The sequence below is a fragment of the Imperialibacter sp. genome, from assembly GCF_048007035.1.
Taxonomy (GTDB): domain Bacteria; phylum Bacteroidota; class Bacteroidia; order Cytophagales; family Cyclobacteriaceae; genus Imperialibacter.
This window is the reverse complement of sequence record NZ_CP180355.1, coordinates 6,606,339-6,622,624: the sequence shown is the minus strand read 5'-3', so window position 1 is coordinate 6,622,624 and position 16,286 is coordinate 6,606,339. Positions and strand designations below refer to the sequence as shown.

General features: G+C 48.3%; 17 protein-coding genes. 1 reads left to right on the top strand and 16 read right to left on the bottom strand.

Annotation, left to right across the window (positions count from 1 at the left end):
• Positions 1 to 15 precede the first annotated feature (15 nt).
• From ACMVP2_RS28025 to ACMVP2_RS27985, 9 genes are all read right to left on the bottom strand, one after another.
• Positions 16 to 1,308: a Gfo/Idh/MocA family oxidoreductase gene (locus ACMVP2_RS28025; protein ID WP_317492169.1), complete on the bottom strand. Its 1,293-nt coding sequence runs from the start codon at positions 1,306 to 1,308 to the stop codon at positions 16 to 18.
• Positions 1,309 to 1,400: 92 nt separating this feature from the next.
• Positions 1,401 to 3,251, bottom strand: a complete 1,851-nt coding sequence (locus ACMVP2_RS28020) for a gamma-glutamyltransferase family protein (RefSeq protein ID WP_416866074.1) — start codon at positions 3,249 to 3,251, stop codon at positions 1,401 to 1,403.
• A gap of 92 nt (positions 3,252 to 3,343) precedes the next feature.
• A complete protein-coding gene (locus tag ACMVP2_RS28015; RefSeq protein WP_416866073.1) occupies positions 3,344 to 3,790 on the bottom strand; it encodes a hypothetical protein in 447 nt (148 codons plus the stop codon).
• Positions 3,791 to 3,842: 52 nt separating this feature from the next.
• Positions 3,843 to 5,075: a sterol desaturase family protein gene (locus tag ACMVP2_RS28010; RefSeq protein ID WP_416866072.1), complete on the bottom strand. Its 1,233-nt coding sequence runs from the start codon at positions 5,073 to 5,075 to the stop codon at positions 3,843 to 3,845.
• 12 nt (positions 5,076 to 5,087) lie between these two features.
• Complete coding sequence (locus ACMVP2_RS28005) at positions 5,088 to 5,417, bottom strand: hypothetical protein (protein ID WP_339794660.1); 330 nt, start codon at positions 5,415 to 5,417, stop codon at positions 5,088 to 5,090.
• Between the two features lie 92 nt (positions 5,418 to 5,509).
• Positions 5,510 to 5,956, bottom strand: a complete 447-nt coding sequence (locus ACMVP2_RS28000) for a hypothetical protein (RefSeq protein ID WP_416866071.1) — start codon at positions 5,954 to 5,956, stop codon at positions 5,510 to 5,512.
• Between the two features lie 265 nt (positions 5,957 to 6,221).
• A complete protein-coding gene (locus ACMVP2_RS27995; protein ID WP_416866070.1) occupies positions 6,222 to 7,175 on the bottom strand; it encodes an aldo/keto reductase in 954 nt (317 codons plus the stop codon).
• Positions 7,172 to 8,107, bottom strand: coding sequence for a DUF6807 family protein (locus ACMVP2_RS27990; RefSeq protein ID WP_416866069.1), 936 nt, complete (start codon positions 8,105 to 8,107; stop codon positions 7,172 to 7,174). Before ACMVP2_RS27990 ends, ACMVP2_RS27995 begins: the two co-directional genes overlap by 4 nt.
• 228 nt (positions 8,108 to 8,335) lie before the next feature.
• Positions 8,336 to 8,815, bottom strand: coding sequence for a hypothetical protein (locus ACMVP2_RS27985; protein ID WP_416866068.1), 480 nt, complete (start codon positions 8,813 to 8,815; stop codon positions 8,336 to 8,338).
• A gap of 239 nt (positions 8,816 to 9,054) precedes the next feature.
• On the opposite strand from ACMVP2_RS27985, the gene ACMVP2_RS27980 reads away from it, so the two are divergent.
• On the top strand, positions 9,055 to 10,125 hold the full coding sequence (locus ACMVP2_RS27980) for a Gfo/Idh/MocA family protein (protein ID WP_416866067.1): 1,071 nt from the start codon (positions 9,055 to 9,057) through the stop codon (positions 10,123 to 10,125).
• A 117-nt stretch (positions 10,126 to 10,242) separates the two neighbouring features.
• Here the strand turns inward: ACMVP2_RS27980 and ACMVP2_RS27975 are convergent, their stop codons facing one another.
• The 7 genes from ACMVP2_RS27975 to ACMVP2_RS27945 form a co-directional block, all read right to left on the bottom strand.
• Positions 10,243 to 10,944, bottom strand: a complete 702-nt coding sequence (locus ACMVP2_RS27975; protein ID WP_416866066.1) for a carbohydrate-binding family 9-like protein — start codon at positions 10,942 to 10,944, stop codon at positions 10,243 to 10,245.
• An 84-nt stretch (positions 10,945 to 11,028) separates the two neighbouring features.
• Positions 11,029 to 11,679: a ClpP family protease gene (locus ACMVP2_RS27970; RefSeq protein ID WP_416866065.1), complete on the bottom strand. Its 651-nt coding sequence runs from the start codon at positions 11,677 to 11,679 to the stop codon at positions 11,029 to 11,031.
• 1 nt (position 11,680) lies between these two features.
• Positions 11,681 to 11,956 (bottom strand): hypothetical protein, encoded by a 276-nt coding sequence (locus ACMVP2_RS27965; protein ID WP_416866064.1) that lies wholly within the window; start codon positions 11,954 to 11,956, stop codon positions 11,681 to 11,683.
• The gene (locus ACMVP2_RS27960; protein WP_416866063.1) at positions 11,937 to 12,506 is read right to left on the bottom strand and encodes an RNA polymerase sigma factor; all 570 of its coding nucleotides are present in this window, start codon (positions 12,504 to 12,506) and stop codon (positions 11,937 to 11,939) included. The genes ACMVP2_RS27965 and ACMVP2_RS27960 overlap by 20 nt, the downstream gene beginning before the upstream one ends.
• Before the next feature lie 81 nt (positions 12,507 to 12,587).
• On the bottom strand, positions 12,588 to 14,318 hold the full coding sequence (locus ACMVP2_RS27955) for a cellulase family glycosylhydrolase (RefSeq protein ID WP_416866062.1): 1,731 nt from the start codon (positions 14,316 to 14,318) through the stop codon (positions 12,588 to 12,590).
• Positions 14,315 to 15,403 carry a bile acid:sodium symporter family protein gene (locus ACMVP2_RS27950; RefSeq protein WP_416866061.1) on the bottom strand — a complete coding sequence of 363 codons (1,089 nt, stop codon included), beginning with the start codon at positions 15,401 to 15,403 and terminating at the stop codon, positions 14,315 to 14,317. The genes ACMVP2_RS27955 and ACMVP2_RS27950 overlap by 4 nt, the downstream gene beginning before the upstream one ends.
• A gap of 74 nt (positions 15,404 to 15,477) precedes the next feature.
• Positions 15,478 to 16,236, bottom strand: a complete 759-nt coding sequence (locus ACMVP2_RS27945; protein WP_416866060.1) for a hypothetical protein — start codon at positions 16,234 to 16,236, stop codon at positions 15,478 to 15,480.
• Positions 16,237 to 16,286: the final 50 nt, after the last annotated feature.

Here is a 16,286-nt window from a genome sequence, read left to right as displayed (position 1 = left end):
GGTTTTAGGTATTAGTTATGAAAACTGCGTGATGCCGGGCTGTGCTACAGGTGCATCTTCCCATTTGGTGTCTTCGTCCACAGTGTCCGGGCCCAGCTTCTCCTGTGAGTTCCATGCCTGCTCATAGGTAATGGTTTGGCCTGTGTAGGCAGCCATTCTGCCCATGATGCCTAACATAGTACTCTGCACCATGCGCTTGCCATCGTTGACAGGCTTACCTGCTCTGATGGCGGCAAATAGCTCGTCATGTTCCTGCTGGTACATGTCGTTGTCCTCGCCATCATATTTCCATGTTTCCTTACCCGTGATGGTATGGCGGTTACGGATACAGTTAACCATGGCTGTGCCTTCCGTGCCGATTGACTCCACGGCGTAGCTGTTGCTACAGTTCTTCTGCTGGCGGCTGAAGTGGAAGCCTCTGGCTCCGTTATCGTACTCGTAAACAAGGGCAAAGTGGTCGTAAACATTGCCAAATTCAGGCTCAACCCTGCTTTGACGTCCACCCGTGCCGGTAACGCTAGCCGGTAGCACATCACCCAATGCCCACGACTGCATATCTACGCTGTGGATGGCTTGCTCGATAAGGTGGTCTCCAGAAATCCAGGTGTGATACAACCAGTTTCTCATATCCTTGCGCAGCTTGGACCACCCGGGCTGAGTATCACGAAGCCACAGCGCTCCGGTATTGTATGTGTTGTAAACCGTAGTTACTTCGCCAATCGCACCGTCTAATATTTTTTGGAAGGTGGCTCTTTTCGGAGTATGGTATCTCCAGCAGAAGCCCGACATAATATTAAGTTTTTTTTGCTCGGCAACCCTTACTGCTTCCATTACTCTTCGGGCGCCAGGTGCGTCTACAGCCATGGGCTTTTCGCAGAAAATATGCTTGCCTGCATTGACAGCCTTCTCGAAATGCTCGGGACGGAAATAGGGAGGAGTCGTAAGTATGACCACATCTATGTCTTTGGCATTGATGATCTTATCAGCACCATCGAAGCCAAGGTACCTTCTTGATTTGTCCACCTTCATTTTATCGGGGTGGATTTTGGTCAGGTTAGCGTGCGACTCCGTCAGCCGGTCATCAAACAGGTCGGCCATAGCCACCAGCACCACGTTGTCATCAGCTGCCAAAGCCTGGTTAGCAGCACCGGTACCACGACCCCCGCAGCCAATAAGGCCAACTCTCAATGTTTTAGTATCCAGAGGGTTGCCAAAGGCAGGCACTCTACTGAAAAAGGGCAGGGCAGAAGCGGCTGCCAGGGTTCCGGTATTCCTAAGGAAATCCCTTCTTGTTCTTTTATTGTCCATCTGTTTAATGGGTGTTTATTGATTATACATTTGTTTTACTAATATAGTCATTACTCTTCTGAAGTGGTTATAATTAGGCTGGAAAGTGCAACTCACCACCCAATCCCATAATCCTCTCCGTAGTTGCTTGAGCCGCCCCAGAAGCTGCCATGTTTCCAGTCGAAGTAAATGGCGTTAATAGGCCCGGAGCTGCGGTCGTCGAATCGCAGCTTGTATCCCATTCTTATGAGCTCTTTTTGTACCCAGGGTGGTGTGTCGCTTCTCAACAAAAGGGAGCCCGGAATACTTTCATGGTTACCAAATGAGCTGCTCACCTGATAGCTGTTGATATTGGCGGCCTCTACGGCTTCCTGCACTGTCATGTCAAACTCCACGACATTGAGGAACATCTGTAACAGGTTCTGGTCCTGGGTGTCGCCACCCTGCACGGCAAACGAAAGGAACGGCTTGCCGTCTTTCAATGCCATAGAAGGAGTGAGGGTGACTCTCGGGCGTTTGCCTGGCTCCACCACATTGAAAGGGCCTTCTTCTTCATTCAGCACAAAGCTTTGCATGCGTTGGCTCAGACCAATACCGGTATTTCCAGCAATGCAGGCGGGAATCCATCCACCACTTGGAGTGACCGACACTACCCATCCGTCTTTGTCGGCAGTTTGCACGGAAGTGGTGCCAGCCAGAAAGCCTCTCATGAAATCTTCATATGAATCGGGTGTAGAGAGTGAGGCCTGACTTTTTTGTTTCAGCAGCTCGCTGTAGGGGTTGACCTTGCCTTCAAATGGATAGGGGTCACCAGGGCCAATTTTAGCATCGTTCATTTCCCAGTTGATCTGCTTAACACGCTCTTTGGCATATTCTTTCGAAAGAATCCCTTTCATGGGCTCTTCGGGGCCAAAGTAAGGGTCGCCATAGTAGAAGTCACGATCAGAAAATGCCATGCTCATTACCTGGTACAGGGTGTGAATGTATTTGGCTGAGTTGTAGCCCATGGCTTTCAGGTCAAAGTTCTCCAGCATGTTGAGCGACTGCAGCAGGGCAGGTCCCTGTGTCCACTGAGAAAGCTTGTACACGTCAATCCCCTTGTAGTTGACCATCATAGGCTCTTCGATCTTAACCTCCCATTTGGCCAGGTCTTGTTCGGTAATCAACCCGCCCTGTTCCTGTGTGCCTCGGGCAATTTCTTTGGCAATGTCGCCTTTGTAGAAACGATCATAAGCAGCATAAATAGCCTCTTTACGACTTTTTTTCTTCTTTAGGGCTGCTTGCTCAGTTTCCACCAATTTGGTGAGCATAGCCAGCAGGTCTTTCTGAACGAAGATTTCTCCTGCCTCAGGTGCTTCTCTTTCTTCCCCGGGATGGGTGAGAAACACTTTGGCGGAATAAGGCCATTTTTTGATTTCACCTTTACCCCGTTCAATAGCGTTGGCTGTTTGTGCCTCAATGGGGTAGCCAGCGGCTAGCTCCATGGCCGGGGCCAGCACCTCTTTCAGGCTCATGGTGCCATATTCTGCCAGCATCACCATAATGCCGCCGGGGGTGCCCGGGGTGACGGCTGCCAATGGGCCATATTCGGGAATGTAGTCTAAACCTTTGCCCTTGAAAAACTCAGGAGTAGCGCCAGTGGGGGCAACGCCCAGCGCATTGATAGCAATAACCTTTTTGGTGTTAGGGTTGTAGATCATGGCCTGGGTTTCACCACCCCAGCTGAGCACGTCCCACATGGTGCTGGTAGCCGCAATCATAGCACAAGCTGCATCTACGGCGTTGCCGCCTTTTTGGAAAGTCATGGCTCCGGCCGTGGCAGCCAATGGTTTGCCGGTAATAGCCATCCAGTTCCTCCCGTGCAGAGGAGGTTTTTGTGTGGGTGGTGTGTAGGCATTAAATACCTGGGCACTAACACTGAAAGTAAATGTGCACGCCAACAAAGCAAATAGAATGGTTTTCATGGCTTTTTCGGTTTCCTTAAAAGTATGAAAAATTGACCCGAAAGCCTTAGCTTTTTACTCAGATGGAAAAATGAGGTTGCGACCTCGCCAAGTCATTGATAGGCAATGCCTATGCTTGCGTAAACTCCTTCAGGATACCCCAACCCTGTTCTAAACAGGAAATGCCCTTTAGGCTTACTATAGCGATACCCGGCTTTCACGTCGGCGACAAATTTTGAAGTGAACCCCTGTTCATACAAGTGAACCACCCCGGCCGCCCATTCAAAGTGCTTATTGCCACAACCGAAGACTTGAACCAGGCCTAAAGAAAGTGTTCTTTGGCCAAAGGTGAAGCTCGCTCTGTGGCCTACGCCTGCTTTCACCGAAATGTAATCCTTTGACCGGCGAATAATTGTTCTCTCAAAGTTTGCATTTATAGAGACCGCTGCGGTGCTCCCAACCGTCATATAAATAAAATTAGTCGTTGATACCACGGTAGAGTCCTGGGCTGACGATTCGTATCCGGCCAGATAGAGCAGGAGACATACAATCTTTTTCATTTTGTGTCATTTAAGTTTAAAAAGTGCGGACCCAGACGTATTGGCAGCGAACTCAGGAAGGCTCCAATTCGGTTTTCTTTATCATGAAAGTCAGATAGAAAAGACTGCCTCCTACCGTTAGAAGCGCCACGATGGCTTCCCAACCTGTTAGCTCGGCCATTTCGTTGGCATGGAGAACAACTATACATGTTATGGACATATAAAGTAGCCTGATCATTTCCAGATAAATTGACCATGGCCTGGCTTGCATCAGGCCTCCCCAGCTAATGATCATCATAAAGATGCCTATAGACATGACTACCCGATCCAGGGCCGTTAGTGGAAACTTCAGGTTAACTACTATCCAAAGGTAGACCAATGCCGCCCCCACTTGAAAAACCAAATAAGGTTTAAGGTTGGCGAACTGATTGCTGGTATACTTTATCTGCTCGGACCTGGTGTAGCCAATTCTATCCTTCTTCTCTGTTTCCAGCCCCCTTGGTCTCCACCCAAGTGGCATAAACCAAAGCCTGAACTTGTCCCACCAGAAAGGAGCAGCCACCGCATCGTCCCACAACTGCTTCCAATACTGAAAGTTGATAAAAATCGGATCCCAGGTTCGGGGAGGGTGCGTGACACCATAACATACTTCCTCTTTTTCTTTTTCGAAGGAGCCGAACAGCTTATCCCAAATAATGAGGAATTCAGAGAAGTTCTTGTCGATGTATTGAGGATTTACACCATGATGCACCCGGTGGTGGGAGGGGGTGACAAAATACTTTTCGAACCATCCCATTTTCTTGATCAGCGTTGTGTGGTGCCAGTAGGCCAGTAGAAGATGAACGGCAGCCATTGCATAAATGGCTTCTGGCGTATAGCCAACAATCACAAGTACCCAATCAAAGAAAAGAAATTGAAAGATTCGCTGAGTGAAGCTTGCCCTGATTCCAACAGATAGATTAAGCTCTTCGGAGGAGTGATGCGGCATGTGGGCGGCCCAGAAAATATTGATCGTGTGGCCTGCACGGTGAAACCAATAAAAGAGAAAATCCTGAAGTAGCAGCAGCAAAAGCAGGTAGTACCAGGTATTTGGAATCTCCCAGGGAATAAACTGGGCCAACCAGCCATACCATTTGTAAACAAAGAAAGCCACGGCAAGATTGACGCATTGGTTGGCGATGCCAGTGGCTATATTCGTGATGGTATCCTGAAATGGATACTGGCCATTTTTACTCCATACGCAGTAAATGATTTCTGCAATCAGAAGGAGCAAAACAATAGGGATGATAAAGGCATAAACATTCATAGCTGGTAGGGTTTAATAGAATAAAACAAAATCACTAAAAAATCTGTTCATCGATGCTTTGGACAGGTGTAAGTTGGTGCTGCAAAAAAGGCTCGCTAAAATGCCGAACCAAGCCCTTCCCTGAGTCATAGTGAACGCCGTTTCCACGGCCGATTCGCTGCTCTGGGTATCGTTGGAATACATCTGCCGTGCTCTATCACGACCAGCGCTAAGAGTCCGGGGAATGCCAACGGTTTTTGCAGTTTCCCAAACAGGATTTAGGCCGGGCGTATTGATTTTGTCCTGCGCATTTGCGGAACCGAATGAAGCCAACCCCAGCCAAAAAATCAGGAGTGTTTTCATTGCAAGAAAGGATAGTTAAAAAAATGAACTGCCTGATTACGAGGATCAATTTCTATGCCAAATCTCTTTGTCGGGGCAGCTCCGGCGTCAGGTTAAAAGGCTAACCCAAGCCCCAGGTACAGCCCTTCTGGTGCTCCTGACCCTACTTTGATAACGAGCAGACCCCCTGGTTTTTGGTACCTGTAGCCCAGGTGCCCAACCAGGAAGAATTCTGAAAAGTCGCCCGTATTGTTAGAAAAATAGCCAATTCCCATGTCCGCATCGAGGTGGTGCGATTTTTTACCGTGAAGATATCCAGCTGCTAGCATCAGGTTTTTGCCATAATGGTCGGGTGCATTGCTTTTCCCAACTGCAGCTTTGGCGTTGATCATGCCCGATTTCAAAGTAATTAAACTGCGTTCGTAGCCGCCATTGTAATTGAAAATGCCTCCATGAACATATATTACATTCTTTTTAACAACCACGGCGTCGCTGTCCTGGCCAAATATTTGACTCGCCACTAGCACTTGAAAAATGACGAACATCACCAGTCTTTTCATAACGAAAACTAACGCTTAAGAATGACTTCGCAAAGATGTGAGTGTTTTGGCACCAATGAAGCCCCTTTCGCCAGCACCTCGGTGATGTTGGGGGTTTTTCCTTATGATTCGAGTCGCCTGGTTTTAAATAGCCAATCAAGTGCACACACACTATTAAGCGAAGTTTCAGACGGTAAGCAGCACAATGTTTATTTGATGATGGCAAAAAATATGAGGCTGTGCCAATTCTGCAAATCGTTTGGAAGCACAGCCTCTTTCTCATTTATTATTTACCCCACAAATACTCCAGCGTATACGGCGACCCAGGGCTTGCCCATGTTTCGCCGTTGATATAGCGGAAATTTAAATCCAGGGCGGCAATGGTTTTCAAGTCATCGGTAGACAATTCAACAGAGGTTGACTCCAGGTTGTCTTTCAAACGCTTTGGGTTCACCGACTTTGGAATAGCCGAGGTTCCTCTCGTCACCGCCCAGCTAAGAAGTACTTGTGCTGGCGAGCAGTTCTTCACAGTAGCAATTTTCTTGATCACCTCATTTTCCAGTACCGTCGGATCGCTTTCTTTGATCAATCTGGCTGGCCGGTCGGAGGAGCCAAGAGGAGAGTAGCCTGTGACAACGATCTCATTCTTTTTGCAGTAGTCAACCAGTTCATTTTGTTGCAGATAGGGGTGTAACTCCAGCTGGTTGGCTTCAGGTTTGATGGTGGCGCCCTGACTTATGAGCTTCAGGTTTTTGATATTGAAATTGGAAACGCCAATGTGCTTTGTCAGGCCTTTTTTAGCCACAGCCTCCATGCCCGACCAGGTAACAGTCAGCGGCATCTGACCAATGGGAATAAAGTCGGCCGGTGAGGCGGGGAAACCAATTCCTTCTTGCAGCGCCACCGGCCAGTGAATGAGGTAAAGATCGAGGTAGTCGAGTTGCAGGTTTTTGAGAGTGACTTTCAGTGCTGGCTCTACCTGGTCTTTCCGGTGGCTGTTGTTCCACAGCTTGGAGGTAACCCACAGCTCTTCCCGTTTTACCTCACCAGCTTTGAAAGCGTCGGCGAAGGCTGTTCCAATTTCATCTTCATTGCCGTAAATATGGGCACAGTCAAAATGCCTGTAGCCTATCTTAATAGCTTCTCTTACTGCCTTGTAAACATCGCCTGGAGCTGCTTTCCACGTACCCAGCCCAATGGCTGGCATTTGATCTCCATTCCTAAAACTTAAATACTTCATTTCTTATCGATAAAGGTTTTGAATTTGCTTTCTATTTCCTGCAGAGGCCAATCGGCTTTATGTATGATCAGCTTATAGCTCATCGTCAAAGTTTCACCCTTTGCAATTTTAAAAGGCTCCCGACCCGGGAACGCTGCGTTCTGCATGCTTTTCTTATTTCTCAATATCCAGCCATGCCAAGACGTCATCCGTGTCGTATCCGCCATCATGGTGAATCCCGACTTTGTTTCTCCAAAGGTAGCAATCATATCCACCCAACCGCCCACCTGAATAGCCGGATCGGTGGGGGTCAAAACTCCCTTTTCAGAACGAAATTTTATATCATCGGGTAGGATGGTTCTGGCAGAAAAGCCGCTATAGCCTTTGTGGTCTTCAGATCCACCAATCCATACGTCGTGACCAACGGCCGTAAGGCTGATGTCAAAATCCATTTCCCTGTAGTCTGACGTAGTCTTATAAGTGGTGATCACTGTGGTTTCTTTGACGAACGTAATGTTGTCGCCTCTCCATATTGTGTTCCATTCAACGGCCACCTCCAATCTGGCTGCTTTCTTGTCAACATTGGTATTGGTACTGGTCACATTCCACTCAATGCCCTTGCATTCCCAGCCGTCGCCAATTCGTTCACCGTCGACAATCAGTTGGTGCCAGGCCCAGAAAATGCCCCGCTGGTGCAGGTGATCGGCTGGGAAGTCTTCTGTAAGGACTTCATCATTCAAACCGTAGAGAGGGTGCAAATAGTTCGCTCGTGGATACTTGCCATCGAGAGATTTGGTTTGCTGCTGATAGAAATAGACCGGGTGGGTGCCTTCAGTGAGGCTGATGCCTTCCGTAGTTTTGGTGAATTTGAAGGGTTGGGCAAATAAGTTGTTCCAATGAACTAGGGTCGAAAATATCAGAAGTAAAAGTGTCGTTGTTTGTTTCTTTATCATTGCGTCAATCGTCAGTCATTTTTGTTTATGGTTCTTTTCCTCAAGCCGGAAGGGCTCCTACTTTTCCCATAGATGAAAAGTAGGCAAAAATCATAGGAAAATTAAACGCACAAGCCAGGCCGCTCATCTGCCGCCAATTTTCCCCCGCCCGCCTGCGGGGCAACCCCCCAGTCTGGTTTCAGCTGTAGCAACAAACTGTGTATTTGAACGAGGTCGAAGGTATCAAATCTAGTGATTCCTTAATTCCTCTATCTGCTGCTCGTAATCGAACTGTAAGTCTTCGTGCAGGGTGCTGAGCACTTTTTCGATCTTTTTGAGCTGGCCATTATAGAGGTTGTCCAGAGCGGTGCTTCGCTGAAAGGGGAGGCCGGTCGCTTTCATTCGTTCGCAAAAATAAATCCTGATCTCCACCTCCGTTTCTTTGATGCCAGAGTATCGTATGTTTTTGTTGGCGAAACGAAGGGCCTTTCTGATGGTTTTTTTGGCCCAGTAGAGGTTGGTGTCGTTGAGTGTCGAAAGGCTTTCATCGATTCCCTCCTTTACTTCTTCAATGAAAATAGCTTCATCGTGGGCTTTAAAAAGCAGGTAGGACAGCAGCTCTTTGTTTTCCACCTTGTATTTGCCCAGGCGAAGGATCACCTGTTGGAGTTGTTCAGAATCAAGGACTTGAAGTTCCTTTTTTATATGAGAGATGGAATAAGCAGACATTGAAAGGCAACATTAGATAATTCGAGGTCAATTTATTGTTAAGGAAGCAGATTGACCAGTTATCCTTTGCTTCTTTAGTCAAATCATCTCTTACTTTGAAATGAGTGCAAAAAAGTTTCTATTTATCGAAGCAAACCCTCCAAGGGTTATGCCCCTGCGGTTGGTTTCAGTCGCTACTTTTGTTAAACCCCTTGGAGGGTTGTTGAAAAAACTAATGAGGCAATTACAACACCAAAGACATGAGCGATAAGTTGAGAGTATTAGTGGCGGGATGCGGCAATATGGGAGCATCACATGCAAGGGCCTACCACAAGCTGGAAGATTTTGAAATTGTGGGGCTTGTGAGCCGCACCGCAGAAAGCCGTGAGAAGCTGAATGAGGAGTTGGGTGGAGGTTACCCCTGTTATGCCGATTTTGATGAAGCGCTGGCGCTTGCTAAGCCAGACGTTGTTTCGGTAAATACCTACGCCGAAACCCACGTGGACTATACACTGAAGAGCCTGAAGGCTGGTGCTCATGTGTTTGTGGAAAAGCCATTGGCCATTACCGTGGAGGAAGCGCAGAGCGTAGCAGACATGGCTAAGGCAGTGAACAAGAAAGTGGTAGTGGGCTATATTTTAAGGGTGCACCCTGCCTGGGCCAAGTTTGTGGAAATTGCGCAAGGACTCGGTAAGCCGCTGGTGATGCGCATGAACCTGAACCAGCAAAGCAACGGCAAGCACTGGCAAACACACAAAAACCTGATGAATACGATGTCGCCTATCGTAGACTGTGGTGTGCACTATGTAGACGTGATGTGCATGATGACAAGGGCCAAGCCGATCAGGGTGAGTGCCATTGGTGCCAGACTGACGGATGAGATCAAACCAACGATGTACAACTACGGGCAGCTTCAGGTGACGTTTGACGACGGCTCAGTAGGCTGGTACGAAGCTGGCTGGGGGCCGATGATGAGCGAGGTAGCATACTTTGTAAAAGATGTGATTGGACCAAAAGGCGGCGTGAACATAGTGGATGCTCCCAAAGGGGATGGCTCGCAGGACATTGACGGCCACAGCAAAACGGGCAGCCTGAAAGTACACTATGCTGCCACGAACGACAAAGGTGAGTATGTAAAGCCCGACCAAATTGTTGACACCTCCAGCGAACCCGACCACGACGGACTTTGCGAGCTTGAGCAGTTGTATCTGCTAAAGGCTATCAAAGAAGACCTTGATCTGACCGACCACTTGAATGATGCGGTAAACAGCCTTCGGATAGTGCTGGCGGCTGATGAAAGTTTTAAGACGGGAAAAACGGTGGAGTTGTGATTTCAAGAGGTTATCCAAAAGCGTTGTTGAGGGTTTCGACAAGCTCAACCTGACAGCGCTTTTGAGACAACCTCACAAATCGTTTCCAAGAATTACTTACTTTTTTGAGGAGGTGGTTCACTCAAACACAAAAGTCCCGTACATCTCATAATCGTGGAAGTTGGTGCGGATGGGTTGCCATTCCCAGCGAGTTTGCTTGCCATCGTCATAATCTAGGCGGTACATGTTGGCCCGCCACTTGGTTCCACTTGTCGGGGGAACGTTCTGTAGCGGGTTTAACAGCACATAGGGAATGAAAAACTGGGCTGTCCACGCTTTGATGTCGGCATTGCTTCGCTTTGGGCCGCCTTCCACAGTCGTTACGTGCTTTGTTCTTCTTTCGTTGAAGTAGTGCCAGGGCCTCCAGCCGAGGAATTTTCCCCCGTAGTTGGGTACCAGAATGGGCAACTCAAAGTTTAGTGGGGAGAGTTCGTACTCGAAGTAAATTGGACTTTTTTCATCCGTCCAAAGGAAGACCTCTACCACATCTTCTTTGAACAGGTCGTCGAAATCCTGGGTCATGGTGGCGGTGAGTTTGTTGTCTTCGCAGTGAAACAGAAAGTAGATGCCGGTTTCAGAATAGAGCACCTTTACCTTTGTGGCGTAGGTCATGCCGTTATCACTTCTTTGAGGTACTTCTACCCAGCTGGCAGCTTCCCAGGTTTTGTCGGGTGATTCTTTTACGTCGAAGTCGGCGACTTTTTTGATGGTGATGCTTCCGGGCGATTGGGCAGTGGCGACAAGGGGCATAAGTAGAAGTAGGGTGTAGAGTAGTTTCATAGGTTAGAGCGGGTTGCGAAAGTAATATAGGGAGAGATACGGAACCCTCCAAGGGGTTTGAAACCCCTGGAGGGATATTGGCCGCTATTTGGCAGATGCCAAGCTTACCTTTAAACCCTCTTTTTCCAGCACAACAATGTCGTCGGTGCTGCCGAGTACCTCGTCGATGATGCCGAAGGCTTTGGCTTCGAGGACGTTCAGGTATTTGTCACGCAGAAAAAACGCCTCAATTTCTTCCCAGCTGTGCCCTGTATGCTTGCCCATCAGGTGGAAAAGCTGAGTTTGTAGCCTTTCCTGCTCCCGGGTGGCAATGCGTACATCTTCGGTGTAGCCCTGGGCGCCGCCGCCTGTGGGGTGCATGTGGATGGTGGAATGGGGCAGGGCATAGCGCTTACCTTTTGCTCCTGCACAAAGCAGCGCTGTCCCCATGCTGGCTGTTACGCCTACGGCCACAGTTGACACGGGCGCCTGAATCATCTGCATGGTGTCGTAAATGGCCAGGCCTGCATATACCACACCGCCAGGGCTGTTGATATACAAATTGATGGGTGACTTTTGGTCGATGCTGTTCAGATAAAGCAGTTGGGCCACTACCAGGTTGGCCGACACGTCGTCGACTTTGGTTCCCAGAAAAACGATGCGCTCTTTGAGCAGTAGACTGAATATGTCATAGGCTCGCTCCCCACGGCTATTGTTGTCAATCACCATGGGAACGAGGTTGGCTTGGATGTTCATGTTATTGGTTCTTGTTGAAGATTAGATCAATTTCTCTTCGGAAATCTGTGTTGTCGGCTGCCTGGAAAAGCTTGTCGTCTATGGCTTGTATCTCTTTTCTGAGTTGTTTTCTGCCATACAGCACTACGACTTCCGAAATGTTTTTTTGCAGCTGAACGCTGGCGCTGAGTGATGGCTCCAAAAGCATTCTAGCTTCGAAAAGAAGTGTAGCAGCTATGCCGAGCTTCCCCTGAAGGTAGCTTTCAATTTGCGCCATTTCAGTCAGTGAAGTCCTCATAGTGCAGTGCTTTTGATCTTACTTCATTTCTTACTTTTTCAAGGCACTTGTACTTCTGCACGGCGGCGGAACGCTCACTTCCAAAGCCGAAACTGGAGGCTATTTGTGGGATGCTCAGACGATCATAATAGAAGCTTTTCAGCAGATCCAGACATTTTTGGCCAGCAAGTTCCAGCAGGGCGAGCAGTTTGTTAGCCGAAGGATGCGCTTCGTTGAGGTCGGGCACGTTGAGGCACTTTTCCCACTCTTCCAGGTGGACTTCGTTGCTTCGAGCTTTTGCTTTTCGAATCCACAAATGCTTACATATTCCGAGCAAATAGGCTTTGTGGGAAATTTCTACATGTACTTTTTTCGAAGTGAGGCTCTCATAAAAGAGAACCAGGGCGTCCTGAAAAACATCACGGGCATCCTCCAGATTGCCACCCATACGGTGAACGAACCTGGCGGCTGCGGGGAAAGCGTCTTCATAGAGCGCCTCAAAAAGGGCGAGTCTGTCGTCAGCCGTCGCCGCCATGAAGGGCTTTCTTTCAAGGGTCTCGGTTACTTCCATGCAATAGCTTTTACTATAAGTGCGGAAAAGAGGGAGAATATCACCTTCAAATGGAGAAATTATCAAATAATTTTCTGAGAGCTACTCTTTTATTACCCGAAAAGTCTCGCTGATCGCTCCCTTCGTAAGCCTAACCAAATAGGGCCCTGCCGGAAGCTGACCCATGTCGATTGATCTGCTGGCTGGCTCAAAGGGGAGCACACCAACAAAACGGCCCTGCATATCGAATGCCCGGGCACTGTGGTAATTTTCCAATCCACTCACAAATAATTGGGATGCGGTAGGGTTGGGGAATACCATGATATTTCCCCCCAACTCATTGTCCACAGCGGTGACCGAGTTGAGAACCTCTTCCACCAAAATATCGGAGATGCTCAAATCCACTACCGATTTACCAAGATCAAATACCATTCTCGCCTGGTCGTCGGTGGGTTCGTTCATCGTAAAGGTGAAAATAAACCTCGTTTCTGTTGCCGGTATGCTTACACCATTGTATCCACTGTATGCCGTCCATGGGTCGCCGTTTTTGCCGGCATAGAAGGTAGCCGCCCTGGCTTCATCTGCTTTAGCGCTAAAACCTATCTGGTAAGTTTTTCCTTTAGTGAACGAAAGACCGGTTTTGGTGAGTTGAATATGCCATCCTTCAGTGCCACCGCCTGATATCGCCACTGTCAGTTTATTGCCAGCATTGTCCAATAGCGAGGAGGCAGCGCCTTGATTTACAACAATCCACCCGTCCCGTCCGGCGCTGAAGTCACTTTGGTAAACAACTTTGGTATTGACTTGGGTAGGCTCGGGCATGGGGTTGTGCAGAAGCGCATCTATCAGAGGTTCAAGAAACGATTTATTGGCGGGGTCGTAAACGCCGAATCCTGCGCTGAATTCCCAATAGGCCCAGCTCATGTTTTGCGACTCAAACCATCGGGCCAGGTAGGTAGTCCATCGAATCCTTGAGTCGATATCGGCTGTGCTGTAGGCACCAAACTCACCAACATTGAACGGCAGGTTGTGTTCCTCGGCGAAAGCCTGGGCCACCTTGAATTCGTTGACGACAGTCAGTCGCTCGGCTTCCGTATCATTCCACTCAGTACCAAGCCATGCCTGTGTTTCCGGGCCCACCCAATCAGCTCCCTGGTGGGTAAAGTGAAAGGGGTTGTAATAGTGGATGCTAAGAATGAGGTGGTCATCATCAGGAATCTCCAATTGAGGAACAGCAGTAAGCCCACCATACTCTGCCACTCCCAATATCACGCTTCTTGTAGGATTCGTTTTTCGGATTTCAGTCAGCGCTTTCGCAAAAAGGTCGTTCCATAGTGCTGGCGTTATCTCACCGTGTGGCTCGTTCAGTACTTCAAACAAGAGGCTGTCGGGGTAATCTTTGAAATGGTTAGCAATTTGATTCCACTGCGAAAGAAACCGGGTCTCTTCCCGGGCCACGTTCTCAAAAAGGGAGTCGTGGTGGTGCATATTCACGATGATATGCAGCTTGTATTTCAGTGCCGTGTCGACAACCGCCTGAATTCTCCGCAAGAAGTCTGCATTGATAGTATAGGGTGGATCGACCAGGCTCCGTTCCGGCGTTTCCCAGCGGACGGGGAGCCTCACATGCTGAAAGCCAAGGTCAGCTATTATTTTGAAGTACTCCGGCTGCCAGGGGTTGCTCCAGGCATCTTCGGTAGGTGCCTCAAAGGAATTGCCCATGTTGATGCCACGACCCAGCCTGTCGTTGACATCAAAGGAAGAGGCTGTTTGGGCGAAAACACCTTGTGTGAAAAGTAGCCAAACGGCTGCCGGAAGAAGAAGTCTTTTCATTTTGGATCTTCTTCACCCGTTGGTTTATCTCTCCACCAATTTGCCAGGATAGATCCCGTAATGTTCATCAATGAACCAAAGACAGAGGGGCCGAGTCCCATAGTGGCCACTTTTCCCATCCCCTGCGCTATTCCCGAAGCGAGTCCGCCATTTTGCATACCTACCTCAAAGGCGATGGTTCTACAGTCTCTTTCTGGTAATTTGATGGCTTTGCAAAGCTTATAACCCAGAAAGTAACCAGCCGTGTTGTGCAGCAGGGCGGCGAAAACGAGGATAACGCCATAAGTGAGGAGAGCGTCTCTGCCAGAGGCAGTAATGATACTGATGATGATGGCAATGCCCGCCATTGACAAAAGGGGCATCGCTCTGTCGACCCAGGGGGCCTTTCCGTGAAAGAGTTTGTTGAAGATCAGGCCACCAATGATCGGGATGATCACAATTTTGACAATGCTCCACATCATCCCCCAAAATTCGATGGGAACATATTGTCCGGCTAGTAACTTCATCCATAAGGGTGTCATTAGCGGAGCCAGCATGGTGGCTACTGCTGTCATTGTTACCGAAAGGGCCACATTAGCTTTAGCCAGGTAGGCCATCACGTTGCTGGCCAATCCACTTGGAGCTGAACCAATCAGTATAATACCGGCGGCTATTTCAGAAGGGAAGTTAAACAGCTTGGCTATCCCAAATCCGAGCAGCGGCATAATGGTAAACTGGCACAGTAGACCAACACCTACTCCTTTCGGCATTTTGACTACTCCCTCAAAATCTTTGATGCTCATGGACGTGCCCATGCCAAACATGATGATTTGAAGCAGCGGAACTATCAACGTGCCCAGCTTGAAATCGCCGATTTGCTGAAACGGTGCGGGGTAGTACATGGCGGCAGCAACCGATGAAAAAATGACTACAGAGTAACTATAGCCTTTCGCTTTTTCACTTCCTCTTAATGCAAACGCCAGTAAGAGAAGGCCAACGATCAGCAAGGGCCCACTGATTGGGGAGTTAAGTCCAATGCCGGCAATGGCAGCGGCGACTAATAATGCTAAAGCAATAAATAGGGTGTAGGTATATGTCTTTTTCATAATGTAGCAATGGAATGAATTGATTCAATCCATTTCTAAGATGCTGCGGATTTATCAAAAAGCCAAAGAATTGCTTACCCCTTGGCTAAATGATTTTGTAAACGGGAAGCAGCGCCTTCTTTCTTTAGAAGAAAAACTTGACGCAGTGACAAAACATGAAGAGAAAAGGCAAGAGGCACGAGTATGCCAGGAAGCAAAACGAAAGGAAAAGTTGCCACAATTTCATTGGCCGGATCGTTCATGAAAACCCGGAATGGTGTGGGCATTGACAGCACTGCAACCGTGACTATATTGAGTAGTAGCAGCAGTCCACCAATATTCCACGCAATGGCAAAGCTGGTTTTGAATCGGTGCTGCCCAAAACAAACGAGACCTGCTGGAATAGCTGTAAGACCTACAAGGATATCCCAGTTGCGGCCTTCGAAGGTCATTTGGGCAGGCAGCAGGTTTTGCATAAAGAGCATCCAAAGAAGTATCTCGACAGGTAAACGGAAGGTTTGCAGGTACATGATCCAGGAAGGTGGAACTTGTATTAGCAGGTTGTCCAGTTTTCCAAAAAGTGTAACGACGGTGATTGAAATAATAGGGATCAGCGGGGCCATCAGCAGACGGGGAGGAAACGTAGAGAAATCAGAAAAGAAGCCTGAAAGAGCGACGCCGCTGATGATTGTAATCCAAATTGAAATGACAAATAGAAATCTCCAATGTCCTCTTGGATTGAGGTGGGTATTGGATTTGACTGTTTTTGCAATGGCCCATGTAACCAGCCCTAAGCAAATGACCGACAAGACCACAAAGTAGACGGCTGTAGAGGTAAAAAATGATGTTTTCATTGTTTGAGTAATTTGATTGTGGAGCAAAGGTAGAGCAGCCACCAGGCATA